At 64.6% G+C, this 26,533-nt stretch carries 19 protein-coding genes and 3 tRNA genes; 18 read left to right on the forward strand and 4 right to left on the reverse strand.

Annotated elements, in window-relative coordinates; all coding sequences use genetic code 11:
* Positions 1-27 precede the first annotated feature (27 nt).
* The 5 genes from FAS41_RS23885 to FAS41_RS23905 all read left to right on the forward strand — a co-directional run bounded on the left by FAS41_RS23885 (position 28) and on the right by FAS41_RS23905 (position 2,617).
* Entirely contained in the window at positions 28-1,239 is a 1,212-nt protein-coding gene (locus tag FAS41_RS23885; RefSeq protein ID WP_138525871.1) for an O-succinylhomoserine sulfhydrylase, read from the forward strand.
* A gap of 5 nt (positions 1,240-1,244) precedes the next feature.
* Positions 1,245-2,003, forward strand: a complete 759-nt coding sequence (locus tag FAS41_RS23890) for an SDR family oxidoreductase (protein ID WP_045211857.1) — start codon at positions 1,245-1,247, stop codon at positions 2,001-2,003.
* A gap of 272 nt (positions 2,004-2,275) precedes the next feature.
* Positions 2,276-2,351 (forward strand) — tRNA-Val (locus tag FAS41_RS23895).
* A gap of 16 nt (positions 2,352-2,367) precedes the next feature.
* Positions 2,368-2,444, forward strand: a tRNA-Asp gene (locus FAS41_RS23900).
* A gap of 96 nt (positions 2,445-2,540) precedes the next feature.
* Positions 2,541-2,617 (forward strand) — tRNA-Asp (locus FAS41_RS23905).
* A 251-nt stretch (positions 2,618-2,868) separates the two neighbouring features.
* Here the strand turns inward: FAS41_RS23905 and FAS41_RS23910 are convergent.
* Both FAS41_RS23910 and FAS41_RS23915 read right to left on the reverse strand, forming a co-directional pair.
* On the reverse strand, positions 2,869-3,906 hold the full coding sequence (locus FAS41_RS23910; RefSeq protein WP_138525872.1) for an AraC family transcriptional regulator: 1,038 nt from the start codon (positions 3,904-3,906) through the stop codon (positions 2,869-2,871).
* On the reverse strand, positions 3,903-5,021 hold the full coding sequence (locus FAS41_RS23915; protein ID WP_138525873.1) for a carbon-nitrogen hydrolase family protein: 1,119 nt from the start codon (positions 5,019-5,021) through the stop codon (positions 3,903-3,905). Before FAS41_RS23915 ends, FAS41_RS23910 begins: the two co-directional genes overlap by 4 nt.
* Positions 5,022-5,231: 210 nt before the next feature.
* Here FAS41_RS23915 and FAS41_RS23920 point away from each other — a divergent pair, with 210 nt between their 5' ends.
* From FAS41_RS23920 to FAS41_RS23930, 3 genes are all read left to right on the forward strand, one after another.
* Positions 5,232-7,265, forward strand: coding sequence for an NADPH-dependent 2,4-dienoyl-CoA reductase (locus tag FAS41_RS23920; protein WP_138525874.1), 2,034 nt, complete (start codon positions 5,232-5,234; stop codon positions 7,263-7,265).
* A 288-nt stretch (positions 7,266-7,553) separates the two neighbouring features.
* On the forward strand, positions 7,554-9,014 hold the full coding sequence (locus tag FAS41_RS23925) for a coiled-coil domain-containing protein (RefSeq protein ID WP_138525875.1): 1,461 nt from the start codon (positions 7,554-7,556) through the stop codon (positions 9,012-9,014).
* Between the two features lie 43 nt (positions 9,015-9,057).
* Positions 9,058-9,969 carry a 1-aminocyclopropane-1-carboxylate deaminase/D-cysteine desulfhydrase gene (locus tag FAS41_RS23930; RefSeq protein ID WP_246084931.1) on the forward strand — a complete coding sequence of 304 codons (912 nt, stop codon included), beginning with the start codon at positions 9,058-9,060 and terminating at the stop codon, positions 9,967-9,969.
* On the opposite strand, the gene FAS41_RS23935 is transcribed toward FAS41_RS23930, so the two are convergent.
* Complete coding sequence (locus FAS41_RS23935; RefSeq protein WP_138525876.1) at positions 9,957-10,895, reverse strand: DUF1853 family protein; 939 nt, start codon at positions 10,893-10,895, stop codon at positions 9,957-9,959. The two genes, FAS41_RS23930 and FAS41_RS23935, sit on opposite strands and share 13 nt — an antisense overlap.
* Before the next feature lie 112 nt (positions 10,896-11,007).
* On the opposite strand from FAS41_RS23935, the gene FAS41_RS23940 reads away from it, so the two are divergent.
* From FAS41_RS23940 to FAS41_RS23985, 10 genes are all read left to right on the forward strand, one after another.
* Entirely contained in the window at positions 11,008-11,895 is an 888-nt protein-coding gene (locus FAS41_RS23940; RefSeq protein WP_017519352.1) for an NAD(+) kinase, read from the forward strand.
* The gene (locus FAS41_RS23945; RefSeq protein WP_138525877.1) at positions 11,895-12,875 is read left to right on the forward strand and encodes a metallophosphoesterase; all 981 of its coding nucleotides are present in this window, start codon (positions 11,895-11,897) and stop codon (positions 12,873-12,875) included. The genes FAS41_RS23940 and FAS41_RS23945 overlap by 1 nt, the downstream gene beginning before the upstream one ends.
* On the forward strand, positions 12,872-13,744 hold the full coding sequence (locus FAS41_RS23950; protein WP_138525878.1) for a rhomboid family intramembrane serine protease: 873 nt from the start codon (positions 12,872-12,874) through the stop codon (positions 13,742-13,744). Before FAS41_RS23945 ends, FAS41_RS23950 begins: the two co-directional genes overlap by 4 nt.
* Before the next feature lie 192 nt (positions 13,745-13,936).
* Positions 13,937-14,197, forward strand: a complete 261-nt coding sequence (locus FAS41_RS23955; protein WP_138525879.1) for a YeaC family protein — start codon at positions 13,937-13,939, stop codon at positions 14,195-14,197.
* Positions 14,197-15,024, forward strand: a complete 828-nt coding sequence (locus FAS41_RS23960) for a DUF2797 domain-containing protein (protein WP_177421678.1) — start codon at positions 14,197-14,199, stop codon at positions 15,022-15,024. The genes FAS41_RS23955 and FAS41_RS23960 overlap by 1 nt, the downstream gene beginning before the upstream one ends.
* A 149-nt stretch (positions 15,025-15,173) precedes the next feature.
* Positions 15,174-17,846, forward strand: coding sequence for an aminopeptidase N (pepN, locus tag FAS41_RS23965; protein WP_138525880.1), 2,673 nt, complete (start codon positions 15,174-15,176; stop codon positions 17,844-17,846).
* A 485-nt stretch (positions 17,847-18,331) separates the two neighbouring features.
* Entirely contained in the window at positions 18,332-20,299 is a 1,968-nt protein-coding gene (locus FAS41_RS23970) for a DUF1302 domain-containing protein (protein WP_138525881.1), read from the forward strand.
* Between the two features lie 62 nt (positions 20,300-20,361).
* Positions 20,362-21,729 carry a DUF1329 domain-containing protein gene (locus FAS41_RS23975; RefSeq protein WP_138525882.1) on the forward strand — a complete coding sequence of 456 codons (1,368 nt, stop codon included), beginning with the start codon at positions 20,362-20,364 and terminating at the stop codon, positions 21,727-21,729.
* A 415-nt stretch (positions 21,730-22,144) separates the two neighbouring features.
* A complete protein-coding gene (locus tag FAS41_RS23980) occupies positions 22,145-23,161 on the forward strand; it encodes a WD40/YVTN/BNR-like repeat-containing protein (protein ID WP_425049017.1) in 1,017 nt (338 codons plus the stop codon).
* 14 nt (positions 23,162-23,175) lie between these two features.
* The gene (locus FAS41_RS23985; RefSeq protein WP_138525884.1) at positions 23,176-25,557 is read left to right on the forward strand and encodes an efflux RND transporter permease subunit; all 2,382 of its coding nucleotides are present in this window, start codon (positions 23,176-23,178) and stop codon (positions 25,555-25,557) included.
* 144 nt (positions 25,558-25,701) lie between these two features.
* On the opposite strand, the gene FAS41_RS23990 is transcribed toward FAS41_RS23985, so the two are convergent.
* Entirely contained in the window at positions 25,702-26,499 is a 798-nt protein-coding gene (locus tag FAS41_RS23990) for a cyclase family protein (RefSeq protein ID WP_138525885.1), read from the reverse strand.
* Between the last annotated feature and the right edge of the window lie 34 nt (positions 26,500-26,533).

The following is a 26,533-nucleotide window of genomic DNA, read 5'->3' on the forward strand; positions in this document are numbered from 1 at the left end:
CTTAGAAACGAATAGGGAGAGCAGGGCATGGCTCAGGATTGGGAAGCCGGCCGGCTGGACAGCGACCTGGAGGGCGTCGGTTTCGACACCCTCGCAGTGCGCGCCGGGCAACGCCGCACCCCGGAAGGCGAACATGGCGAAGGCCTGTTCACCACTTCCAGTTATGTGTTCCGCAGCGCCGCCGATGCTGCCGCGCGCTTCGCCGGTGAAGTGCCGGGCAATGTCTACTCGCGCTACACCAACCCTACGGTGCGCACCTTCGAGGAGCGCATCGCTGCGCTGGAAGGCGCCGAGCAGGCGGTGGCCACGTCCACCGGCATGTCGGCCATCCTTTCCCTGGTGATGAGCCTGTGTAGCGCTGGTGACCACGTGCTGGTCTCGCGCAGTGTGTTCGGCTCGACCATCAGCCTGTTCGAGAAGTACTTCAAACGCTTCGGCATCGAGGTGGACTACCCGCCACTGAGCGACCTGAAAGCCTGGGAAGCAGCCTGCAAGCCGAACACTAAGCTGTTCTTCGTCGAGTCGCCGTCCAATCCGCTGGCCGAGCTGGTCGACATTGCCGCACTGGCTGAAATCGCTCACGCCAAGGGCGCGTTGCTGGCGGTGGATAACTGCTTCTGCACCCCGGCGCTGCAGCAGCCGCTGAAGCTGGGCGCGGATGTGGTGATCCACTCCGCGACCAAGTACATCGACGGCCAAGGCCGCACCATGGGTGGTGTAGTCGCCGGTCGCCGTGCGCAGATGGAGCCAGTTGTCGGCTTCCTGCGTACCGCTGGCCCGACCCTCAGCCCGTTCAACGCCTGGATCTTCATCAAGGGGCTGGAAACCTTGCGCGTGCGCATGCAGGCCCACAGCGCCTCGGCCCAGTTGGTCGCGCAGTGGCTGGAGCAGCAGCCGGGGGTAGAGCGTGTGTACTACGCAGGTCTCACCAGTCATCCGCAGCACGAACTGGCCAAGCGTCAGCAGAAGGGCTTCGGCGCGGTGGTGAGCTTCGAGGTGAAGGGCGGCAAGGAGGCGGCCTGGCGCTGCATCGATGCCACCCGGATGATCTCCATCACCACCAACCTGGGTGACACCAAGACCACCATCGCCCATCCGGCCACCACCTCCCACGGTCGCCTGTCGCCGGCCGAGCGCGAGAACGCCGGCATCCGTGACAACCTGATCCGCGTCGCCGTGGGCCTGGAAGATGTCGACGACATCAAGGCCGACCTGGCGCGAGGCCTGGCGGCACTGTGAGCGTGATGGACGCCCTGGGTAACGGCCAGGTGGTGCTGGTCACCGGTGCGGCACACGGCATCGGCCTGGGCGTCGCTGCCTGGCTGGTCGCCGAGGGCTGGCAGGTGGTGCTGGCGGATATCGATCGTGAGCGCGGTCCGAAGGTGGCGGCGGCGCTGGGCGAGCGCGCCAGCTTCATCGCGCTGGACGTGGCCAGCGAAGGGCAGGTCGCTGCGGCTGTGGCCGAGCTGATCGGCCAGTTCGGCCGCCTGGATGCGCTGGTGAGCAATGCCGCCATCGCCCGGCCGCACAATACGGCGCTGGAAAGCCTCGGCCTGAACGAGTGGAACCGTACCCTGGCGGTGAACCTCACCGGCCCGATGCTGCTGGCCAAGCACTGCGCGCCGTACCTGCGCGCTCACAGCGGTGCCATCGTCAACATCGCCTCCACTCGCGCGCACCAGTCCGAGCCGAATTCCGAAGCCTACGCGGCGAGCAAGGGTGGGCTGCTGTCGCTGACCCATGCCCTGGCCAGCAGTCTGGGGCCGGAAATCCGTGTCAACGCGATTTCCCCCGGCTGGATCGACGCCCGCGACCTGCGCGAGCGCGAAGCCGAGCCGCTGACCGAGTTGGACCATGACCAGCACCTGGTCGGCCGTGTCGGTACGGTCGAGGACATTGCCTCGGCGGTGGCCTGGCTGATCGGCGACAGTGCCGGCTTCGTCACCGGCCAGGAGCTGGTGATCGATGGCGGCATGACGCGCAAGATGATCTACCTCGACTGATCGTCGAACGTGGATGAGGAGGGCGGCCGGAGGGTCGCCCTTTTTCTTTTGTGCCTCTCCGACTCCGGGCGTGGGCTGTTCGCGAGCAAGCTCGCTCCTACAAGAGCGCTCGCTAGGTTGACTCTGTAGGAGCGAGCTTGCTCGCGAATCTGGAGCCGCACCGAGGTCATTAACCGCACGCCGAACTTTTTTCGCGGAAAATGAAAAAAAGTTCAATCAGGGCATTGACTTAGGTTCTGCCGGCTGTAGAATGCGCCCCACTTCGAGACGAAGGGTGATTAGCTCAGCTGGGAGAGCATCTGCCTTACAAGCAGAGGGTCGGCGGTTCGATCCCGTCATCACCCACCACTCTCGCAAGTTACGCGCAGCGGTAGTTCAGTCGGTTAGAATACCGGCCTGTCACGCCGGGGGTCGCGGGTTCGAGTCCCGTCCGCTGCGCCATTTTCCCCTCCTTGGTTCCTACCCCGAACCGGCTTGTCGAGTGATTCACTCCAGGCGCAAGGAGGTTGCTGTACCGGACGAAAGTCCAACCGACACGCAGCGGTAGTTCAGTCGGTTAGAATACCGGCCTGTCACGCCGGGGGTCGCGGGTTCGAGTCCCGTCCGCTGCGCCATATTCGAAAGCCCTCAGGTAGCAATACCTGAGGGTTTTTTCGTTTCCGTCCGAAAGCTCTACCGTCGCACTGTAAGACGCTGTCACAGGTCGTTCACCTTTGGCGTCTAGCTTTTTCCCCATGGTCTTTGCTAAAACCGGATCGAACGGTCAGGAGAAAAGCCAATGGACGACTATCAGGAAGAACTGCTCGAACTGCACGCCGTGGAACAGGATCTGCCGGAACCGGCCGACGACGCCACGGAGATGTGATCAGGCGCTGTGGCGCTGGGCGCGGCGGAACTCCCCGGGCGTCTGCCCGCTCCAGCGCTTGAAGGCGCGCTGGAAGGCCTCGGCGGAGGCGAAGCCGAGCAGGTAGGCAATCTCGCCGAACGCCAGGTCGGTGTCGCGGATGTAGATCATCGCCAGGTCGCGGCGGGTGTCGTTGAGGATGCTGCGGAACTGTGTGCCTTCTTCCGCCAGCTTGCGGCGTAGCGTCCAGGTCGGCAGCTTGAGCCGCGCGGCCACTTCCTCCAGGTCCGGCTCGCGACCATTGAGCATCGGGCCCAGCAGCTGGGCAACGCGCTCGCGCAGGCTGCGTGTTCGAGTCTGTTGTTCAAGTTCCTTTTCGCAGATATCCAGCAATTGCCGCCAGGTGCTCGGGCAGTGGTCCGGGTTGGCGCGCGCCAGCGCTGCCTGGTCCAGACGCAGCTGGTTGTGCTCGGCGCCGAACTCCACCGCGCAGCCAAGCATCTCTTCGAAGCGCGACGCCCAGGCAGGCGCCGGATACTCGATCTCGACCTTCTCCGGGCGCAGCGGCTGCGCGCCGATGCTGCCGAGCATGCTCACCCAGCCGGCCAGCACCGAATCCACCACGAAACGGTTGTAGGCGTTGTACGGGCTGATGGAGTAGAAACGCAGCCAGGCGCCGCTGGCGTCCTCGATGAAGCTGCTCTGGCCGCGGTAGTTCTGCGCGTAGAGCGGCTCGAAACGGATCAGCGCGCGGGCGGCGGCGCGCAGGTTCGGTGCCTGGGCGGCGGTGACACCCGCCAGACCGCTCTGGCCCGGTCGGCTCAACTGGCCCATGCGCAGGCCAAGGGCCGGGTCGCCGCTCTGCTGGATGGCCGCGTGGCCCAGACGCATGTAGCGGGGGATCGACAGGCGTGCGCCGGGCTCGCCCAGGCGTGCCGCGTCCAGTCCGTATTGTTGAAGCAGGGCTTGTGGAGCGACGCCGCTCTCCGCCAGCGCATCGGCGAGGCTGTGGACAAAACCCACCGAAAGGTCGCCGAGCCGCATGGTCGGGCGGTTCATAGCCAGAGGTTGATCAGGCGTGCGCCGGGGCCGTCGGGCGCCAGGGTATGGCCGTTGCCATTGATCACCAGGCTGCGACCGTCGCTGCCCAGGTCCCAGAGATGGCCGCGGAAGAACACAGTGATCCCGGCGTGAGCGCCGCTTTCGCCGAGACGGCCGGCCAGGGCCAGGCGTTCCCAGGCTTCACCTTCGGAAAGCGCACCGGGCTTGAGGGTCACGTCGCTCGGTGTCGCACCGCCGTTGTACCCCTTCCACGGCTTGCTCCAGCTGCCGTTGCCAGTAAGAAAGGCGGGCACCGCGATGATGTCGGGTTTGTTCGCCGCCAGCGCGGCGTAGCTCGTCGGATACCAGCTGTCGGCGCAGGCCAGTACGCCCAGGCGCCCGGCTGGGGTCTGCAGGACCTGCAGGTCGTCCGCATCGCCGCTGCCGGTGAAGCCTTTCTCGTCGTCGATGGGGAACAGCTTGCGCTGCGGTTTGCCCAGGGGCAGGCCGTCGCTGCCGAAGACCTGGCTGACGTTGTAGAGGCGACCGTTGCCGGTGCGAATCTGTCCTTCGACGATGCGCGGGTTGGGCAGCACAATGGAGCCGGCGACTATGGTCACGCCGAATTCCTTTGCCAGCGAGCCGAACAGCGTCTGGTAGTCGTGGGCCATGTCCACGGCCTTCATGCGGAACAGGGCGTCGGCCATGCGGTCCTCGCCCTTGGCACCGAGCCAGCCGCGCGCCAGTTTCAGCGGGTTGCTGGCGGCCATCCATTCCATGGCCTCGGCGATGTGCTCGGTCTGGTAGACCTCGGGCTTCTCACCGGCGGCCACCAGCCAGGTGCCGATGTGCTCGGGGAAGACCACCACGGTGCGAGGGTTGATCAGCCCTTCGTCTCGGGCCTTGGCCAGGTAGGCGCGGAACTTCAGGTGCAGGCGCTCGACGCTCTGGTAGTCCTGGGTGAACAGCTCCGGCTGCACGCCCAGCAGGTTGCCGCGCTCGGACGGCTGGCCCTGGTTGAGCGAGACCTCACTGCGCAGGTCGGACAGGTAGTGGCCTACCGGGCGACGCTCCGCCCAGCCGGCATAGCCGGCGAAGAGGATCACCAGGACGAGGAAGATCAGCTTGCGCATAAACGACGGGTACTCATGGGATGCCTCACAGGGTAGGGCTTGGGCCGGGCGTTGCCAAGGCGGGGTGTCATCTTTGGTCAGTAACTTGTCATTTTCGATCATTGAGCGGTGGAGGTGCGCTCCTTAGAGTCAGCCCCATACCGACCGCGCCCCATGCCGAGCCGTTCCGCAGGCTGAGGGCGCGGCATCATCGTGAATGCCGGAGGAATCATGACCGCCACTTATCCGCACCTGCTCGCGCCGCTGGACCTGGGTTTCACCACCCTGCGCAACCGTACCCTGATGGGCTCCATGCACACCGGCCTGGAAGAGAAACCCCAGGGCTTCGAACGCATGGCGGCCTATTTCGCCGAGCGTGCCCGTGGCGGCGTCGGCCTGATGGTCACCGGTGGCATCGGCCCGAACGAGGAGGGCGGCGTGTATTCCGGCGCAGCCAAGCTGAGCACCGCCGAAGAAGCCGAGAAGCACAAGATCGTCACCCAGGCGGTGCACGAGGCGGGCGGCAAGATCTGCATGCAGATCCTCCACGCCGGCCGTTACGCCTACAGCCCCAAGTCCGTAGCGCCCAGCGCCATCCAGGCGCCGATCAACCCGTTCAAGCCGCGCGAGCTGGATGAAGAGGGCATCGAGAAGCAGATCGCCGACTTCGTCAACTGTTCCAGCCTGGCCCGGGTGGCCGGCTACGACGGCGTCGAGATCATGGGTTCGGAAGGCTACTTCATCAACCAGTTCCTCGCCGCCCACACCAACCACCGCACCGACCGCTGGGGCGGCAGCTACGAGAACCGCATGCGCCTGCCGGTGGAAATCGTCCGCCGCGTGCGTGAGGCCGTAGGCCCGAACTTCATCATCATCTATCGCCTGTCGATGCTCGACCTGGTCGAAGGCGGCAGCACCTGGGACGAGATCGTCCTGCTGGCGAAGGCCATCGAGCAGGCCGGCGCCACCATCATCAACACCGGCATTGGCTGGCATGAAGCGCGTATCCCGACCATTGCCACCAAGGTGCCGCGCGCGGCTTTCACCAAGGTCACCGCCAAGCTGCGCGGCGAGATCGGCATCCCGCTGGTCACCACCAACCGCATCAACACCCCGGAAATCGCCGAGCAGGTGCTGGCTGAAGGCGATGCCGACATGGTCTCCATGGCCCGTCCGTTCCTCGCCGACCCGGACTTCGTCAACAAGGCTGCCGAAGGCCGCGCCGACGAGATCAACACCTGCATCGGCTGCAACCAGGCTTGCCTGGACCACACCTTCGGCGGCAAGCTGACCAGTTGCCTGGTGAATCCGCGTGCCTGCCACGAGACCGAGCTGAACTACATCCCGACCAGCCACGTGAAGAAGATCGCTGTGGTTGGCGCCGGCCCTGCGGGCCTGTCCGCTGCCACCGTGGCGGCCGAGCGTGGCCACGAGGTGACCCTGTACGACGCTGCCGGCGAGATCGGCGGGCAGTTCAACGTCGCCAAGCGCGTGCCGGGCAAGGAAGAGTTCTACGAGACCCTGCGCTACTTCAAGCGCAAGGTGGAAACCACCGGCGTCGACCTGCGCCTGAATACCCGCGTCAGCGTCGATGACCTGGTCAAGGGCGGCTTCGACGAAGTCATCCTGGCCACCGGTATCGTGCCGCGCACCCCGGCTATTCCGGGCATCGAGAATGCCAAGGTGATCAGCTACCTGGACGCCATCCTCGAGCGCAAGCCGGTCGGCAAGACTGCCGCAGTGATCGGGGCTGGCGGCATCGGCTTCGACGTCTCCGAATACATCACCCATGCCGGCGAATCCACCAGCCTGGATCGCCATGCCTTCTGGCAGGAGTGGGGTATCGACGAGAACCTGGAAGCCCGGGGCGGCATCGCTGGTATCCAGGCGCATCCGCATGCCGCGGCGCGCCAGGTGTTCCTGCTGCAGCGCAAGAAGTCCAAGGTCGGCGACGGCCTGGGCAAGACCACCGGCTGGATCCACCGCACCGGCCTGAAGAACAAGCAGGTACAGATGCTCAACAGCGTCGAATACCTCAAGGTCGACAACGACGGCCTGCACATCAGCATCGCCGGCGGCGAGCCGCAGGTACTGCCAGTGGACACGGTGGTCGTCTGCGCCGGCCAGGACCCGCTGCGTGAGCTGCACGATGGCTTGGTTGCCGCCGGCCAGAGCGTGCACCTGATCGGTGGCGCCGACGTGGCTGCCGAGCTCGACGCCAAGCGCGCCATCAACCAGGGCTCGCGCCTCGCTGCTGAGCTCTGAGTTGGCGGTAACCTGGGTCGATTGAGATTCAGGTCACAAAGCCGGGCCCGGAAAAGTTCCCTTCCGGGCCCGGAAACCCTTTCGAAAATCCAACCGCGTCACAGAATTATCCAGCCGGTTAACCGCTTGGCCTGACCGCCGGGACGGGTGCCAACCGAGTCACATTGCCTGCGACATTAATTCCCCTAGACTTGCTCGGATGTCGGGATTTTCCCGCTGTCTGGGTGCTGCTTTTCTGACAGACCCTTTTCTCCAGACTTCCTCCCGCACCAGCCCAGAGGTCAATCGATGAGCATGCAGAAGAAGCCTCAAATGGTGGAAGCCGTGGTCTTCTTCAACGACCGTGGCGTCTGCAGGGAAATGCTCTACCCCGAATTCGAGGCGCTGCTCGACAACGTCGTGCAGATGCCGGAATACGCCGATCAGCAGATGCAGCTCGCCTATGTGCTGATCAACCCACGCCTGCTGGTCAAGGCGGTGGTGTTCTTCTATCTGGACTTCGACGAGAAGGGCGAAGCCGACAGAGGCTGGAACCTGCCACTGCGCAACCTGGCCGACCGCGCTGGCCGTGGTCCCGACATGGGCGCCGGGCCTATCCGCCTGGCCTGCCGCAGCCAGTGCCCGGTGTCCTGGCACCAGATGCACCTCTGGGACCCGACCCTGGAGGCGAGCCAGAACCATCTGGTGCAACTGCGCGAGTCCATCAAGCGCAACAACCTCGGGGTGCTGGTGGAAGAAGAACCGGCCGCCGTGGAGCTCGCGCGCCTGCAGATGGCAGACGAACACCAGTGGTACGCGCCCGCCGAGGAGTCCCGCGAGGAGGCCGAAAAGCTGGCCCGCGCGATGCTCGAGGAGCACCAACAGAAGACCGCCGAGTTGCTCGGCCAGCATGAAACCCGCCTGTCGCAGATCAGCCAGCAGCATGAGCAGGAGCTCGGCCGCCTGAAGCTCGGCGCGCAGGAGCAGGTCAAGGTGCTGCAGGCCGAACTGGCCGCGCTGCGCGAAGGCCTCAAGCGCGAGGAAGAGATCAATGCCGGCCTTCGCCGTGAACTGGACGGCCAGGCCAATGGCTTCCAGCGCGGACGCGAGGAGCTGACCGCACAGTTGCGCCACATCGAACAGAGTGGTCGCGATGAACTGGAGCAGCTGCGCCAGCAGATCGAGGACGAATCCCGCACACGCCTGGCCAGCCTGGAAGCTCGCTACAAGGAGCAGATTTCCGTCCGTGACGTCGAACTGGGCTACCGCAACGAGCTCGACCAGCAGCTGCAGCAGGAGAACCAGCAGCTGCGCAAGGAGGCCGAGCAACTGCGCGAGGAAACCGCACAGCTACGCCAGCTCGCCACACAACTGCAGCAGGGTGCGGAAGGCCTGCGCCTGGAACTCGATACCCTGTCGGCCAAGGCGGCCGATGGCTCGGTACTGGAGCGCCTGGCGGGCATGGGCGTGATCTTCGTGGTGTACCATCCCGGCGCCGGTCATCTGACCCTGTCGCTGCAGGATGTCGCCCGTTACCAGGAAAACCCCATGGCTTACGCCGCGGCCAAGTGCTTCGTCGCCGAAGACCAGTACCGCAGCTGGCTGGCCCATTATCAGCAACCCGCCTGCGAAGGACGACTGTCCAACGGCGAGCGTTGCGCCATGCCCATCGACCGCGTGGAAACTCCCGGCCGCTTTGTCGAAGGCGACAGCAACTGCTGCTCCCGACACAAGACCGCCGGCCGACTGCGTAGTGTCACCACCGGCTGACCGGGGTGCCGTGCCGTTTCCCGACTGGCGCCCTGAAGCTCCCCTGCAACGCATCCACCTGGATTGGCTCGATCGCGCCGGCGTCGAGCTGGCGTTGTTGCGCCTGGATCGGGTGGATTCGCTGGTCTCAGGCAACAAGTGGTTCAAACTCGCACCCTATCTGCAGCAGGCTGCCGACCTCGGCCTAGCCGGCGTGATGACCTTGGGCGGCGCCCATTCCAATCACCTGCACGCGGTAGCGGCGGCCGGCGCGCGGTTCGGTTTCGAGACCGTCGGACTGCTGCGCGGAGAAGAGCAGGACAATCCCACGGTTACCGACCTGCGCCAGCTCGGCATGCGGCTGCACTGGCTTGGCTACGGTGGCTATCGTCGGCGTCACGAAGCCGAATTCTGGGAGCCCTGGCGTCGGTGCTATCCCCAGTTGCTGGCGGTCGGCGAGGGCGGCGGCGGACTCCCTGGCGCACAAGGTTGCTCGCCACTGATCGAGCAAATTCGCCAACAGCTCGGCGCCCTTGGTTGGGAGGACTACCAGCAGCTCTGGGTGGCTTGCGGCACCGGCACGACCCTGGCCGGCCTGGTGCTCGGCGAGGGCGGTGCGCATCCGGTGGTCGGTGCCCTGGCGGTGCCGCAGGGGCATGGCGTCGAAGCGCAGGTGCCGGAACTGCTGAGGGAGAGTGGCACGGGCGATAACGGATACCGCCTGCTGGATGCCAGCCGTGGCGGCTTCGCGCGGATCGACGTGACGCTGGCGCGCTTCATCCTCGCGACTGAAGCCGAGTGTGGCGTGCCGCTGGAGCCGCTATACACCGGGAAATTGCTGCTGGCGCTGCACGATGAGGTCGCGGCGGGGCGCGTCGCGCGCGGTACTCGCATCGTCGCGGTCCACAGTGGTGGCCTGCAGGGACGGCGAGCGCTGGAAGAGAAGTTGAAGACCCTGGCCGCTCAGCGCGAATAGCCGCTATGCACCCTTGGCCAGCGGTCACCCACCAGGAACAGGCGCTCCTGCTCCCGCCAGCGTCCTTCGTGGAACGCCATTCGCACCAGCATCTGCGGGAAGCCGTCTTCCGGCAGTTCTGCCAGCCAGGTGGCGAAGCGCTCCGTGCCCCAGCTTTCATCTTCGGCGGCCGGGGATAGCCAGCCCTTGCGGGACAGAGCCTGCCAGCCGTGCGGGTGTTCTGCCTGGTAGGCAGGCCAGGCATGCCGGTGCAGCCAGCGGCCGCGCTGATGGTTGTCGCTGGCCCCCGCGGGTGGCGGGCAGGGCGTAGGCCAGGAATAGAACAGGTAGCCGCCGAGCCAGAGGCCGGGGGCCGGATCGGCGTCACTGTGCTCGCGCACCACGGCAAGCCCCTCGACGGTGGATGAGAGGGGTAACTGATGCTGGTAGAAGTGCTCGATCTTGCGCAGCAGATGGTCTTCGGCGCCCGGCCCGAGCCAGGAGTCGGGGCCGTCGTCGCTGGGGCCGAGGTAGAGCTTGATGGCCAGCTCCAGGTGATGCAGGCCGTCGTCGTCCTCCAGCAGCAGGTCCAGTTCGCCGAGGGTCTGGCCGTTGTCGCGCACCGGCAGGTTGGCGGCCAGCAGGCGCAGGTCCGGGGCGCGCTCCAGGGCGTATTGCCAGAGCCGTTCGTAGTAGCGGCCCAGGCGCTGGTGCGGTGCGGACTCGAGCTGCGCCAGCAGTTCGCCCGGTGACTGTTCCTGGGCGCGCAGCCAGTCGGCCAGCAAGGCCGGTTGCAAGTACCAACGACTGGCAGTCAGTGGATGGCGTAGCGCCGGGCTGTCGGGTTGCAGCAGGGGTGGGGAGAGCAATGTCCAGGCGAGGTCGCGGACCTGCGGCTGGCGCAGGTCGATCAGCAGCTCGTCGAGCAGGGCGGTGAAGTCGGTCATGCCCCAAGCCTAGCTGCTACACCCTTGCTCCGGCCACGCTGCGGTTTGCCGCTGCTTGGGCCTTTCGCCCATAATTCCGCCATTCGAGTAGCGCAACGCCGTCCGGAGTCCCATGGAACCCTTTCGCAATATCGGCATCATCGGCCGCCTGGGCAGCACCCAGGTGCTGGAAACCATCCGTCGGCTGAAGAAATTCCTCACTGAGCGCCACCTGCACGTGATCCTCGAGGACACCATCGCCGAGGTCCTGCCGGGGCACGGTCTACAGACCTGCTCACGGAAGATCATGGGCGAGATCTGCGACCTGGTGATCGTGGTCGGCGGCGACGGCAGCATGCTCGGCGCGGCGCGCGCTCTGGCGCGGCACAAGGTGCCGGTGCTGGGGATCAACCGTGGCAGCCTGGGCTTCCTCACCGATATCCGCCCCGACGAGCTGGAAACCAAGGTCGCCGAAGTGCTCGGCGGCCAGTACATCGTCGAGAGTCGTTTCCTGCTCGACGCCCTGGTGCGCCGCCACGGTGAATCCATTGGCCAGGGCGACGCGCTGAACGACGTGGTGCTGCACCCCGGCAAGTCCACGCGGATGATCGAGTTCGAGCTGTATATCGACGGCCAGTTCGTCTGCAGCCAGAAGGCCGACGGCCTGATCGTCGCCACGCCGACCGGCTCCACCGCCTACGCGCTGTCCGCCGGCGGGCCGATCATGCATCCCAAGCTGGATGCCATCGTGGTGGTGCCGATGTACCCGCACATGCTGTCCAGCCGGCCCATCGTGGTGGACGGCAACAGCGAGCTGAAGATCGTCGTCTCGCCGAACATGCAGATCTACCCGCAGGTGTCCTGTGACGGCCAGAACCACTTCACCTGCGCGCCGGGCGACACCGTCACGGTGAGCAAGAAGCCACAGAAGCTGCGCCTGATCCACCCCATCGACCACAACTACTACGAGGTCTGCCGGACCAAGCTGGGCTGGGGCAGCCGCCTCGGGAGCAGTGAGTGATGGAACTCGACCCCGCACGTGGCTATGACCTGATTGGCGACATCCACGGCTGCGCGCACACCCTCGACCATCTGCTGGAGCGCCTGGGTTATCGCTCTCAGGGCGGTGTATGGCGGCACCCGCGGCGCCAGGCGCTGTTCCTGGGCGATATCATCGACCGTGGCCCGCGAATCCGAGAAGCGCTGCACCGGGTGCACGACATGGTCGCCGCCCGCGAGGCGCTGTGCATCATGGGCAATCACGAATTCAACGCCCTGGGCTGGTCGATGCCTGCCGCGCCCGGCAGCGGTCGCCAGTACGTGCGCGAGCACACGCCACGCCACGCCCGGCTGATCAAGGAGACGCTGGAGCAGTTCGAAGGCCACCCGGCGGACTGGCGCGACTTTCTCGGCTGGTTCCAGGAGATGCCGCTGTTCCTCGACTCGGGGCGCTTCCGCATGGTCCATGCCTGCTGGGACCACGACGTGATCGAGACGCTGCGCCGACAGTTCCCGGATGGGCGCATCGACGAAGCCTTCGTCATGTCTACCGCCGAACCCGGCAGCTTTGCCCAGCAAGCCTGCGATCGCCTGCTGCGCGGCACCGACATGCGCCTGCCCAACGGCATGACCCTGACCGGTAGTGACGGCTTCACCCGTTCGGCCTTCCGCACCAAGTTCTGGGAAGAGGACCGCGCGCCGGAAACCTATGGCGATATCGTGTTCCAGCCCGACGCGCTGCCCGACGAAGTGGCCAGCGAACGCCTGAGCGAGGAGCAGAAGTCACGCCTGCTGACCTACGGCGCCGACGAGCCGCTGCTGTTCGTCGGCCACTACTGGCGGCGTGGCACCCCGGCGCCGATCCGCCCGAACCTCGCCTGCCTGGACTACAGCGCGGTGATGTACGGCAAGCTCGCGGCCTACCGGTTGGACGAGGAAACGCGGCTGGACCGCAATAAGTTCGTTTGGGTGGATGTGAAGCGTCCGGAGGGCGATGAGTGAGCGCAGTTGAAGCGATGCGGTTGCCGGCGGCAGTCGACCTGGGAGCGTTTGTCGGCCTGCTGCGTCGGTTGAACGTACCGTTCCGGGTCAGCGAGGAATCCGGCGAGCAGGTGCTCTGGGTGCCCAATGCCCAGCTGGCCGAGCAGGTTCGCAGCCTGTATGAGCGTTATCCGCAGGGTGATCCGGAGTTCACCGTGCAGGCCGAGCCGCAGCGCCGCGGGCCAGGCTTCGTGCAGCAGTTGAAGATGAGCCGGATGACCGCCGCGGTGCTGCTGGTGACCTTCGTGGTGGCGGCCATCACCACGCTGGGCACTACCCCGGAAACGCTACGCTGGTTCACCTTCCAGAACTTCCAGATGGTCGGCCAGGACCGTGCGCTGTTCTATCCGCTGGCCGACTCGCTGGCGCAGGGGCAGTGGTGGCGCCTGTTCACGCCCATGCTGATCCACTTCGGCTGGCTGCACCTGGCGATGAACGCCATGTGGTACTGGGAGCTGGGGCGGCGCATCGAATACCGCCAGGGGCCCTGGCTGCTGCTGGGGCTGAGCCTGGGCTTCGGGCTGGTCTCCAACGTCGTGCAGTACGGCGTCAGTGGGCCGAGCCTGTTCGGTGGTCTGTCCGGTGTGCTCTATGGCCTGCTCGGCCACTGTTGGATCTTCCAGCGCATGGCGCCGACGCCGGCCTATCAGCTGCCCAAGGGCGTGGTGGCGATGATGCTGATCTGGTTGCTGGTTTGCCTGTCGGGGGTAATCGACCTGCTCGGCTTCGGCTCCATTGCCAACGGCGCCCATGTCGGTGGACTGGTTGCGGGTTGCCTGAGTGGCCTGATCGGCGGGCTGCTGGCGCGGCGGAAAAACGGCTCCCCGTAGGATGGGTGGAGCCTAGGCGATACCCATGCTGTCGCTGCAGGGATCGATGGGTATCGCTTCGCTCCACGCCATCCTGCGAAAGCACCCTCTACGCCGAGCGGAAGCTGCGCAACCGATTGACCGGCGTTCGTGCGCGCGAGGCTTTCGCCCGGTAGAATGCCGGCTTCGTTTTTCCCCTGCAGGAGCCGGCCCATGTCGTCCTTCGCCGAAATGATCGAGAACATCACCCCCGAAATCTACGAGAGCCTCAAGCTGGCCGTGGAAATCGGCAAGTGGCCAGACGGCCGCAAGCTGTCCCAGGAACAGAAGGAACTGTCGCTGCAGGCCATGATCGCCTGGGAGATGGACAACCTGCCCGAGGATCAGCGCACCGGCTACATGGGCCCGCAGGAATGCGCCTCCCACGCCGAGCCGATCCCGAACATGATCTTCTCCTCCAACTCCCTGCACTGATGCAAGAGATCGGACGCGGCGCCCTGGACAAGATGTCGGCGCGCCTGGAAAGCCCCGTGCAGTACGCCTTCCGCTTGGGCGATTCGCAGGTGCCGGTCAACCCGCTGATCGGCAAGACCGTGCGCCTGGAGTACCTGGGCGAGATCAACTGCTGCCACTGCGGACGCAAGACCAAGAAGAGCTTCGCCCAGGGCTACTGCTACCCATGCTTCACCAAGCTCGCGCAATGCGACAGCTGCATCATGAGCCCGGAGAAGTGCCACTACGAAGACGGCTCCTGCCGCGAGCCTGAGTGGGGCGAGCGCTTTTGCATGACCGACCACGTGGTCTACCTGGCCAACTCCTCGGGGGCCAAGGTGGGCATCACCCGCGCCACCCAGGTGCCGACCCGCTGGATCGACCAGGGCGCGCGCCAGGCGCTGCCGATCATGCGTGTGGCGACCCGCCAGCAGTCGGGCTTCGTCGAGGACCTGCTGCGTAGCCAGGTCACCGACCGCACCAACTGGCGCGCGCTGCTCAAGGGCGAGGCCGAGCCACTGGATCTGGTAGCTATCCGCGAGCAGATCTTCGACGCCTGTGCCGAGGGCCTCGTCGCCCTGCAGCAGCGCTTCGGCCTGCAGGCGATCCAGCCGGTGATTGACATGGACCCCATCGAGATCAAGTACCCGGTGGAGGCCTACCTGGCCAAGATCACCAGCTTCGATCTGGACAAGACGCCGGTGGTCGAGGGTACCCTGCAGGGTATCAAGGGCCAGTACCTGATCTTCGATACCGGTGTGATCAACGTACGCAAGTTCACCGCGTACCAGCTGGCCATCAGCGCCTGATCGAATCCGCATTGAATTTCTGGTTCGTGGCACGCATCTAGGGATAGATGCGTCCCCGACTCGCCCGCTGCGTTCCAGATCGCTAGAGTCAGTACCAGATTCCTCCGGCCGGCCGATTCCGCCTGCCGCCTTCCAAGGGGCCAAAAGCCATGCGTACCGAGCAACCGAAAGTCATCTACCTCAAGGATTATCAGGCGCCCGAGTACCTGATCGACGAGACCAACCTGACCTTCGAGCTGTACGAGGACCACACCTTGGTCCACGCCCAGCTGGTGATGCGCCGCAACCCGGAGCGCGGCGATGGTCTGCCGCCGCTGGTGCTCGACGGCCAACAGCTGGAGCTGCTGTCGGTGGCGCTGGATGACCAGGCCCTTGAAGCCGGCCAGTACCAGCTCGATGAGAACCACCTGACGCTGCAACCGACGGCGAAGACCTTCACCGTCGACAGCACCGTGCGCATCCACCCGGAAAGCAACACCGCGCTGGAAGGCCTGTACAAGTCCGGCAAGATGTTCTGCACCCAGTGCGAGGCCGAAGGCTTCCGCAAGATCACTTACTACCTCGACCGCCCGGACGTGATGAGCAGCTTCACCACCACGCTGTCGGCCGAGCAGCACCAGTACCCGGTGCTTCTGTCCAACGGCAACCCGGTGGCCAGCGGTTCGGAAGAGGGCGGCCGCCACTGGGCGACCTGGCAGGACCCGTTCAAGAAGCCGGCCTACCTGTTCGCCCTCGTTGCCGGTGACCTCTGGTGCGTGGAAGACCAGTTCACCACCATGAGCGAGCGCGAAGTCACCCTGCGCATCTATGTCGAGCCGGAGAACATCGACAAGGTCCAGCACGCCATGGACAGCCTGAAGAACTCGATGCGCTGGGACGAGAAGGTCTACGGCCGCGAGTACGACCTGGACATCTTCATGATCGTCGCGGTCAACGACTTCAACATGGGTGCCATGGAGAACAAGGGCCTCAACATCTTCAACTCCAGCTGCGTGCTGGCCAAGGCCGAGACCGCCACCGACGCCGCGCACCAGCGCGTCGAAGGCGTAGTGGCGCATGAGTACTTCCACAACTGGTCGGGTAACCGCGTGACCTGCCGCGACTGGTTCCAGCTGTCGCTCAAGGAAGGCTTCACCGTGTTCCGAGACAGCGAGTTCTCCGCCGACATGAACTCGCGCACCGTCAAGCGCGTCGAGGACGTGGCCTTCCTGCGTACCAACCAGTTCGCCGAGGACGCGGGCCCCATGGCGCACCCGGTGCGCCCGGACTCCTTCATCGAGATTTCCAACTTCTACACCCTGACCGTCTACGAGAAGGGGTCGGAAGTGGTGCGCATGATCCACACCCTGCTGGGCGCCGACGGCTTCCGCAAGGGCACCGACCTGTACTTCGAGCGCCATGACGGCCAGGCCGTGACCTGCGACGACTTCGTCAAGGCCATGGAAGACGCCAACGGCGTCGACCTCACCCAGTTCAAGCGCTGGTACAGCCAGTCCGGCACCCCGCGCCTGGCGGTCGAGGAGAGCTACGACGCTGCCGCGCAGAGCTACACCCTGACCTTCCGCCAGAGCTGCCCGGCCACGCCGGGGCAGAGCGAGAAGCAGCCTTTCGTCATTCCGGTGCAGATGGGCCTGATCGACAAGCTCGGCAACGCCTTGTCGCTGCGCCTGCAGGGCGAAGAGCACGCCCACGGCAGCGACCGTGTACTGCAGGTCACCGAGGCCGAGCAGTCCTTCACTTTCGTCGGTCTTGCCGATAAGCCGCTGCCGTCGCTGCTGCGTGGATTCTCCGCGCCGGTGAAGCTGAGCTTCCCCTACGACCGCGACCAGCTGATGTTCCTCATGCAGCACGACGAGGACGGTTTCAACCGCTGGGAAGCCGGCCAGCAGCTGTCCGTGCAGGTCCTGCAGGAGCTGATCGGCCAGCACCAGCGTGGCGAGAAGCTTGTCCTGGATGAGCGTCTGATCACCGCTTTCCGTACCCTGCTGCTGGATACCGGTCTGGACCAGGCCATGGTTGCCGAGATGCTCTCGCTGCCCAGCGAGGCGTATCTCGCCGAGATCAGCGAAGTGGCTGATGTCGAGGCGATCCACGTGGCCCGCGAATTCGCCCGCCAGCAGATCGGTGCAGCGCTGCACGAGCAGCTGTGGGAGCGTTACCAGGCCAACCGCAAGCAGTCCCGCGAGACTGCCTACGTCGCTGAGGCTTCGCACATAGCCCGTCGCAGCCTGCAGAACATTTCCCTGTCCTACCTGATGCAGAGCGGCAAGGCTGAAGTGCTCGCCGCCTGCCAGGAGCAGTACAAGGATTGCGACAACATGACCGAGCGCCTGACTGCACTCGCGGTGCTGGTCAACTCTTCATCCCAAAGCGGGTCCTTCGACAGTGCGAAGGCCGAGGCGCTGGCAATGTTCGCCGACTACTTCAAGGAAGACCCGCTGGTGATGGACCAGTGGTTCAGCGTCCAGGCCGGCTGTACCCTGCCGGGCGGGCTGGAGCGCGTGCAGGCGCTGATGAGTCATCCGGCCTTCACCCTGAAGAACCCGAACAAGATCCGCGCCCTGATCGGCGCCTTCGCCAACCAGAACGCCGTGAACTTCCATCGCGCGGACGGTGCCGGCTACCGTTTCCTGGCTGACCAGATCATCACCCTCAACGCACTCAACCCGCAGATCGCCTCGCGCCTGCTGACCCCGCTGACCCGCTGGCGCAAGTACGCACCGGCGCGCCAGGCGCAGATGAAGGCCGAGCTGGAACGCATCCTGGCGTCCGGCGAGCTGTCCAGCGATGTATACGAAGTGGTCAGCAAGAGTCTCGCGTAACACACCCGCCGCGCCCCGTCCCAGGGGCGCAATGTCCTGTCGAAAAGGTGTTACCAACTTTTGTTGGTAACACCTTTTTGTTACCTATCGAAATTAACCGATATCATTCTTATCGCTTTGTGGTATTGGGCGAAAAACGCCGATGTGTCTGCGTCGCACCTTCAGGGGCAGATTGCGCCATCAGGGGTGGTAAATGGCGCAATCGGCCACCTGATTTGATCAGTGAACGACCAGTCACAAAAAGTAGCGCGCAGATTCTTTATTTTTTGTAAGCAGAATCCGATACATCGGTGCTGTTGGCACTGGGGTTGCACCGACGGACCCCGCTTAGCCTTTGCCCGTCCATTGGGACGGGAGGCGTGTCGAGCACCTTGGGGGAGTTTCCTTCAGATCGACGACAACAAGGCCGTGGAATAACGGCTGACAAGGCGTACCGCGCACTGGCGGCGCCGCTAAAGAATGATCAGTCCATGGAGTGAGTCCTAATGGAAATCCCAGTTCGCAAGCCCGTCTTGCGTTATGCGCCTGCTCGTGCCGGTTTCGCCCTGGCCGGCATCCTGCCTCTGCTGATGTCTGCCCAGGCAACGGCGGTCGAGTTCAGCTTCCTCGACAACGAAGTCACCGGCTCGCTGGACAGCACCGTGTCCTACGGCGCCCTTTGGCGCGTGCAGGGCCAGGACAAGACCAACAACGACATCAACGGCAACGACGGCAACCGTAACTTCGACACTGGCCTGGTTTCCGAGGTGTACAAGATCACTTCCGACCTGGAAGCGACCTACAAGAACTACGGTCTGTTCGTCCGTGGCTCGGCTTTCTATGACACCCAGATCATGGACAAGCGCAACGACTACTACGACAACAACCATCCGGCGCAGCCGAGCCAGACCTACCCCAACAGCGATCGCTTCACCAGCGAGACCCGCGATGCCGCCGGCAATCGCGCCGAGATCCTCGATGCCTACGTCTACGGCAACTGGGACGTGGCCGACCACCCGCTGACCGCACGCCTGGGCCGCCAGGTGTTCAACTGGGGGGAGGGCATCTTCTACCGTGGTGGCGTGAACACCACCAACCCGGTGGACGCCGCCAAGTTCCGCCTGCCGGGCTCCGAGCTGAAGGAAGTGTTGATGCCGGTGGAAGCTGCAAGCTTCAACATCGGTTTGACCGACAACCTGTCGATGGACGCCTTCTACCAGTGGAACTGGAAAGAGACCCGCATCGACCCGGTCGGCACCTTCTTCTCCGAGACCGATCTGTTCGCCGATGGTGGCAACACCGCCTACACCACCGTGGGCGCGCTCTCCAACCCGCTGTTCCAGAGCCTCTACCCGCAGCTGTCCGCAGCCCATGTGGGCGGCCTGCAGGGTACCCAGTACCTGGACTCCAACGGTGTGTTCAAGGTTGCCAACGTCGGCAAGGACATCAACGCCAAGAACGATGGTCAGTTCGGCGTGGCCTTCCACTACGTGGCCGAAGAACTGAACTCCACCGAGTTCGGCTTCTACTTCGTGAACTACCACTCGAAGGAACCGACCATCTACGCCGACCTGAACAGCGACTACGCTGGCGTGGATCTCGATCAGCTCGCCGGCGTCGGCGGCTTCACCTCCTACGACCAGCTGGTCTCGGCGGCCGGCAGCGGCAACGCCCTGGCCGGCCAGGTGCTGAGCCTGGTCAATGGTGCGACCTCCGTGGACGTGGCCAACCAGGTCAACGCCCGCCGCGAGTACGTCGAGAACATCCGCATGTACGGCTTCAGCTTCAACACCACCGTGGGCGACGCCTCGGTGTTCGGTGAGCTGGCCTACCGCCCGAACCTGCCGATCGGCATCGCCACCACCAACGACCTGCTCGGCGATCTGCTGGTGCAGGCCCCGGCGCTGGCCAGCGGCAAGACCGTGAACATCGGTGGCGGTGACGTCTCGATTCGCGACCAGATCCACAACTACGAGCGCGTCGAGGCCTTCAACACCTCGTTGGGCACCATCTACAACTTCGGCCCGTCGCTGTCCTTCGACTCGCTGATGGGCGTGGCGGAACTGGCCTCCGAACACCTGCGCGGCAGCGACCTGCAGTACACCGCGTATGACGGCAGTACCCGCTACTACTCCGGCCGTGGCAACGGCGCCTACATCTCCGGCTACGACCGCGACGATCAGGTGAACAAGAACGCCTACGGCTACACCCTGCTGCTGTCGGGCACCTGGAACGACGTCTTCGCCGGCGTGAACATCTCGCCCTACGCCGTCTACAAGGACGACTTCGAAGGCAACTCCTACCAGACCGGCAACTTCATCGAAGGCCGCAAGGCCTACACTCTCGGCGTCAAGGCTACCTACCTGAACGCCCTGGAGGCCGAGCTGCAGTACACCGAGTTCTACGGCGCCGGGCAGAACAACGCCAGCCGCGACCGCGACAACGTCGGCTTCAACGTCAAGTACTCCTTCTGATAACGACAAGTGTGCGGCGGGCTTCAGAAGTGCCTGCCGCACGCCCCTCACGGAGAAGCAACATGCGCAACATGCGTACCCTGGTCGGCGCTGCCGTGGCTCTGGCCCTGTCCGCCGGCAGCGCCCTGGCGGCGGTTTCCCCGCAGGATGCGGCCAAGCTGCAGTCGAGCCTGACCCCGCTGGGCGCGGAAAAGGCCGGCAACGCCGCCGGCACCATCCCGGCCTGGACCGGTGGCATCACCCAGGCACCGGCCGGCTACAAGCCGGGCCAGCACCACATCGACCCGTTCGCCGCCGACAAGCCGCTGTACACCATTACCAAGGCGAACCTGGACCAGTACAAGGCCAACCTGACCCCGGGCACCCTGGCGCTGTTCGCCACCTACCCGGACACCTTCCAGATGCCGGTGTACCCGAGCCGCCGCAGTGGTTCGGCACCGCAGTGGGTGTATGACAACACCCTGAAGAACGCCACCAGCGCCAAGCTGGCCGAGGGCGGCAACGGTTTCGTCGATGCCTTTGGCGGCATTCCGTTCCCGATCCCGCAGAACGGCGTGGAAGCGGTGTGGAACCACATCGCCCGCTACCGCGGCACCTACATCGTGCGTCGCGCGTCCGAAGTGGCCGTGCAGCGCAATGGTGACTACTCGCTGGTGACCTCGCAGCAGGAGGCGCTGTTCAAGTACTACATCCAGGGCAAGAGCTTCTCGGACCTGAACAACCTGCTGTTCTACTACCTGTCGTTCACCAAGAGCCCGGCTCGCCTGGCCGGTGGTGCCGCACTGGTCCACGAGACCCTCGATCAGGTGAAGGAGCCGCGTCAGGCCTGGGGCTACAACGCCGGTCAGCGCCGTGTGCGCCGCGCGCCGAACCTGGCCTACGACACCCCGATCGCTGCCGCCGACGGCCTGCGTACCGCCGACGACACCGACATGTTCAACGGCTCGCCGGACCGCTACGACTGGAAGCTGATCGGCAAGAAGGAAATGTACATCCCGTACAACAACTACAAGGTCTCCAGCCCTGAGGTTAAGTACAAGGATCTGCTGACCCCGAACCACCTGAACCCGAAATACACCCGCTACGAACTGCACCGCGTGTGGGTCGTCGAAGGCACCCTGAAGCCGGGCTCGCGCCACATCTATTCCAAGCGCGTGCTGTTCCTGGACGAGGACAGCTGGGGCGCCGCCGAAGTCGACCAGTACGACGGTCGCGGCGAGCTGTGGCGTGTATCGCTGGCCTACCTGAAGAACTACTACGAGCTGCCCACCACCTGGACCGCTCTGGATACCTTCCACGACCTGCAGGCCCGTCGTTACCACGTACAGAACCTGGACAACGAAGAGCCGAGCACCATCGACTTCGGCCAGGCTGTACCGGACGACTCCTACTTCAGCCCGTCCGCACTGCGTCGCCGCGGCACCCGCTGAGTTCGCCGTAGGCGTGTAGGAGCGAGCTTGCTCGCGAACCCGCCCAGCACCGTTGCTGCCGGCTGACACATTTGCGAGCAAGCTCGCTCCTACGAAAAGAGCCCCGCCTCGGCGGGGCTTTTCATTGCCCGGGCAAAACCTCGAGGGAGCAAAAGTGTTACCGCACAACCCGCTGGAAGCCCGCGGCCGCGCGCCTTTCGGCTGAGATGGCAAAACGCAGTCATCCTTTCGAGTGAGGCGGCTGGGGCTTAACAAAAGATAACGTGCCGTCAATTGTCAGCCCCGGAAAAGGCTGGCTATATAGCTCCAAACTACATACCGCCTGCATAAGAAAAAGAGGTAAAGGCATATGCGTGAGCCCCTGTGGCGCACTTCGAGCGAGCAGCCCATATCGGGAGTGCGAAGCTCCTTCCCGATGTCGCGCAAGTCGGTTTCCCTGCTCGGCGCGTTTTCCTTCCTGATGATGTCCCTGGCTCCGCTGCATGCCGTTGCCGCAACGGACGCCGCCAGCGATGCCAACTCGATCATTTCCGCCAAGGCTTCCAGCAGCCTGCTGCTGAGCATCGCCCATGCCGGCAAGCGCCTGGTCGCGGTGGGGGATCACGGGCACATCCTCTATTCCGACGACGCAGGCAAGAGCTGGACCCAGGCCACCGTGCCGACCCGCCAGCTGCTGACTTCGGTGTTCTTCGTCAACGACAAGAAAGGCTGGGCCGTCGGCCATGATGCCCAGGTCCTGGCCACCACCGATGGCGGCACTACCTGGGTGCGCCAGTTCGAGGACCTCAAGCGCGAAGCGCCGCTGCTGGACATCTGGTTCCAGGACGAGAACCACGGCGTGGCCGTGGGCGCTTATGGCGCGCTGCTGGAAACCACCGACGGCGGCAAGAGCTGGGAAGACGTCAGCGACCGCCTGGACAACGAAGACCAGTTCCACCTCAACGCCATCACGGCGGTGAAGGATTCCGGCCTGTTCGTGGTCGGCGAAGCAGGCAGCATGTTCCGCTCCAAGGACTGGGGCGAGACCTGGGAAAAACTCCAGGGCCCTTATGAAGGCTCGCTGTTCGGCGCCACCGGTACCACCCACGCCGGCACCGTCCTGGCCTATGGCCTGCGCGGCCACCTGTTCCGCTCCACCGATTTCGGCGACACCTGGCAGCAGGTCAGCCTGCCCACCGCCAATGGCGGCGAGCTGGAGTTCGGCCTCTCTGAAGGCAGCCTGCTGGATGACGGCACCATCGTCGTCGTCGGCCATGGCGGCAGCGTGCTGGAGAGCAAGGACGACGGCGTGAGCTTCAGTGTCGTCAACCGTCCGGACCGCCTGTCCCTTGCGGGCGTGAGCGCGGCCGGCAATGGCAACCTGGTCCTGGTCGGCCAGGGCGGTATCCACCTGGCTACGGCGACCGGCGCCGAGCTGACAGAACAACAATAAGCCGGGGAGCCGCAATGAACGCTCTGAACAAGCATCAACAGGACAAGGCGACTTTCCTGGAACGCATCATCTTCACCCACCGGCCGTTCGTGATCATCGCGTGCCTGCTGGTGACCATTTTCCTCGGCTGGTCGGCTACGCAGGTGCGCCCATCCACCAGCTTCGAGAAGATGATCCCGCTGCAGCACCCGTTCATCCAGAACATGCTGGAGCACCGCAACGACCTGGCCAACCTCGGCAACACCGTGCGCATCTCGGTGGAAGCGGTGAATGGCGACATCTTCACCAAGGAGTACATGGAGACGCTGCGGCAGATCCATGACGAGGTGTTCTACATCCCCGGCGTCGACCGCTCCGGCATGAAGTCGCTGTGGAGCCCGAGCGTGCGCTGGACCGAGGTGACCGAGGAAGGCTTCGCCGGAGGCGAAGTGATCCCGCAGACCTACGACGGTTCCGCCAAGGCCCTGGACCTGCTGCGCAACAACGTGCTCAAGTCCGGCCAGATCGGCCGCCTGGTGGCCAACAACTTCAAGTCGAGCATCGTCGACGTGCCGCTGCTGGAGGTCTACCCGGACCCGAAGGACCAGGGCAAGCTGATGAAGCTGGACTACCGCCAGTTCTCCCATGAGCTGGAAGAGAAGATCCGCGACAAGTACCAGCTGCAGAACCCCAACGTGAAGATCCACATCACCGGCTTCGCCAAGAAGGTCGGTGACCTGATCGACGGCCTGCTGATGGTGGTCGGCTTCTTCGGCATCTGCTTCGTCATCACCCTGGTGCTGCTGCTGTGGTTCACCAAGTGCGTGCGCTCCACCATCGCCGTGCTGTCCACCACCCTGGTGGCGGTGATCTGGCAGCTGGGCCTGCTGCACATCATCGGCTTTGGGCTGGACCCGTACTCGATGCTGGTGCCGTTCCTCATCTTCGCCATCGGTATTTCCCACGGCGTGCAGAAGATCAACGGTATCGCCCTGCAGTCCAGTGACGCGGAGACCCCGCTGCTGGCCGCCCGCCGCACCTTCCGCCAGCTGTTCCTGCCGGGCATGATCGCGATCCTCGCGGACGCCGTCGGCTTCATCACCCTGCTGGTGATCGACATCGGCGTGATCCGCGAACTGGCCATCGGCGCCTCCATCGGCGTGGCGGTGATCGTGTTCACCAACCTGATCCTGCTGCCGGTTGCGATCTCCTACATCGGCATCAGCAAGAAGGCAGTGCAGCGCAGCAAGGAAGACGCCGTGCGCGACCATCCCTTCTGGCGTGCCCTGTCCAACTTCGCCAGCCCGTCCGTGGCGCCGATCTCCGTGGTCATCGCCCTGGCGATGTTCGCCGGCGGCCTGTGGCAGGGCCATCACCTGAAGATCGGCGACCTCGACCAGGGCGCGCCGGAACTGCGTCCGGACTCGCGCTACAACCTGGACAACGACTTCATCATCCGCAACTACTCGACCAGCTCCGACGTGCTGGTGGTGATGGTGGCGTCCGAAGCCGAAGGCTGCTCCACCCACAAGACCCTGTCCGCCATCGACGAGCTGGCCTGGCGCCTGGAGAACACCCAGGGCGTGCAGTCGGCCATCTCCCTGGTCACTGTCTCCAAGCAGATGATCAAGGGCATGAACGAAGGCAACCTGAAGTGGGAGTCGCTGTCGCGCAACCAGGACGTGCTGAACAACTCCATCAGCCGCGCCGAAGGCCTGTTCAACAGCAACTGCTCGCTGGCGCCCCTGCTGGTGTTCCTCAACGACCACAAGGCCGAGACCCTCGACCGCGCGGTGGCGGTCGTGCAGGACTTCGCCAAGGCCAACGAGAAGGATGACCTGAAGTTCAAGCTCGCCGCTGGTAACGCCGGTATCGAGGCCGCCACCAACGACGTGATCAAGCACTCGGAACTGACCATCCTGATCCTGGTGTACATCTGCGTCGCGCTGATGTGCCTGATCACCTTCCGCTCCTTCGCCGCGACCCTGTGCATCGTGCTGCCGCTGATCCTCACCTCGGTGCTGGGCAACGCGCTGATGGCCACCCTGGGTATCGGCGTGAAAGTGGCGACCCTGCCGGTGATCGCACTGGGCGTGGGGATCGGCGTGGACTACGGCATCTACATCTACACCCGCCTGGAGTCCTTCCTGCGCCAGGGCCTGTCCCTGCAGGAGGCCTACTACGAGACCCTGAAGTCCACGGGTAAAGCGGTGCTGTTCACCGGCCTGTGCCTGGCCATCGGCGTCGCCACCTGGATCTTCTCGGCGATCAAGTTCCAGGCCGACATGGGCCTGATGCTGACCTTCATGCTCCTCTGGAACATGTTCGGTGCGCTGTGGCTGCTGCCGGCACTGGCGCGCTTCCTGATCAATCCGGAGAAGGTGCGTCAGAAGAAGGCTTCGATCCTGGTTCACTGATCGACGCTCAAGCCATAAAAAACGCGGCCCTCGGGCCGCGTTTTTTTATGCTCTTCGTAGGAGCGAGCTTGCTCGCGAACAGCATCGCGCAGGAGCCTGGTTCGCGAGCAAGCTCGCTCCTACAGGTTCTGCCGCCGTTCTGGCTTAAGGCAGGATCGCAAACACCCGCGCCGGGAAGCCGGTGCCTTCGGCTATCTTCGGGAAGCTCACCACCGCCAGCGCGCCGGCTTCGGGCACCTTGTCGAGGTTGGCGAGCAGTTCGATCTGGTAGTGGTTGGTGCCCAGGATGTAGGACTCCAGCGAGTAATCGTCCTTGCTGGTGGCGATGCCCGGATCGGTGTCGGTGGTCTCGTGGCCGGAGGCGGTGATCTTGCGCGTCTCGTAGAGGTACACCAGCGCTTCCTTGCTCCAACCCGGATAGTGCGCCACGCCCTTGGCGTCCTGGTTCTGCATCTTCGCCTGGTCCGGCCAGCGCTGCGACCAGTCGGTGCGCAACGCTGCGAAGGAGCCTTCCGGTACTGCCCCGTGCTTGGCCTCCCAGGCCTTCACATCGACGAGGGTGAGCACGTAGTCCGGGTTCTTCGCCACCTGCTCGTGGATGTCGAACACCACCAGTGGCAGGAACTGCTCCTTCACCTCCAACTGGTCGACGCTGCGCAGGCCCTTGTGGAAGTGCACCGGCGGGTCGACGTGGGTACCCCATTGGCCAACGTGGCTGTACAACTCCACCTGGAAACCGTCCTTGTCCACGGTATAGAGCGTCTTGCGACCCATCGGCTCGAAGCCTTTCCAGTGCGGCGTGTTGCTGTCGAATGAGTGGGTCAGGTCGACCCAGTCATGCTGCTTGAGGCTGGCGTAGGTGTCCCACAGGCCGGGCTGGGCGGCCTGGCTCGCGGCAGGCAACAAGGCAGCGGCGAAGAGCAGGGCGGGAAGGCGTTGCATGGGTCTGATTCCTTGACGGGGATGGGAGAAAGCG

The organism is Pseudomonas nicosulfuronedens, assembly GCF_005877905.1.
GTDB lineage: Bacteria > Pseudomonadota > Gammaproteobacteria > Pseudomonadales > Pseudomonadaceae > Pseudomonas > Pseudomonas nicosulfuronedens.

Coding starts and splice junctions, on each gene's coding strand:
- FAS41_RS23990 (WP_138525885.1), bottom strand. CDS start 26,499: ATGCAACGCCTTCCCGCCCTGCTCTTCGCCGCTGCCTTGTTGCCTGCC.
- FAS41_RS23980 (WP_425049017.1), top strand. CDS start 22,145: ATGTCGCGCAAGTCGGTTTCCCTGCTCGGCGCGTTTTCCTTCCTGATG.
- pepN (WP_138525880.1), top strand. CDS start 15,174: ATGCGTACCGAGCAACCGAAAGTCATCTACCTCAAGGATTATCAGGCG.
- FAS41_RS23910 (WP_138525872.1), bottom strand. CDS start 3,906: ATGAACCGCCCGACCATGCGGCTCGGCGACCTTTCGGTGGGTTTTGTC.
- FAS41_RS23890 (WP_045211857.1), top strand. CDS start 1,245: ATGGACGCCCTGGGTAACGGCCAGGTGGTGCTGGTCACCGGTGCGGCA.
- FAS41_RS23935 (WP_138525876.1), bottom strand. CDS start 10,895: ATGACCGACTTCACCGCCCTGCTCGACGAGCTGCTGATCGACCTGCGC.
- FAS41_RS23925 (WP_138525875.1), top strand. CDS start 7,554: ATGAGCATGCAGAAGAAGCCTCAAATGGTGGAAGCCGTGGTCTTCTTC.
- FAS41_RS23985 (WP_138525884.1), top strand. CDS start 23,176: ATGAACGCTCTGAACAAGCATCAACAGGACAAGGCGACTTTCCTGGAA.
- FAS41_RS23920 (WP_138525874.1), top strand. CDS start 5,232: ATGACCGCCACTTATCCGCACCTGCTCGCGCCGCTGGACCTGGGTTTC.
- FAS41_RS23885 (WP_138525871.1), top strand. CDS start 28: ATGGCTCAGGATTGGGAAGCCGGCCGGCTGGACAGCGACCTGGAGGGC.
- FAS41_RS23945 (WP_138525877.1), top strand. CDS start 11,895: ATGGAACTCGACCCCGCACGTGGCTATGACCTGATTGGCGACATCCAC.
- FAS41_RS23955 (WP_138525879.1), top strand. CDS start 13,937: ATGTCGTCCTTCGCCGAAATGATCGAGAACATCACCCCCGAAATCTAC.
- FAS41_RS23915 (WP_138525873.1), bottom strand. CDS start 5,021: ATGCGCAAGCTGATCTTCCTCGTCCTGGTGATCCTCTTCGCCGGCTAT.
- FAS41_RS23975 (WP_138525882.1), top strand. CDS start 20,362: ATGCGCAACATGCGTACCCTGGTCGGCGCTGCCGTGGCTCTGGCCCTG.
- FAS41_RS23960 (WP_177421678.1), top strand. CDS start 14,197: ATGCAAGAGATCGGACGCGGCGCCCTGGACAAGATGTCGGCGCGCCTG.
- FAS41_RS23940 (WP_017519352.1), top strand. CDS start 11,008: ATGGAACCCTTTCGCAATATCGGCATCATCGGCCGCCTGGGCAGCACC.
- FAS41_RS23970 (WP_138525881.1), top strand. CDS start 18,332: ATGGAAATCCCAGTTCGCAAGCCCGTCTTGCGTTATGCGCCTGCTCGT.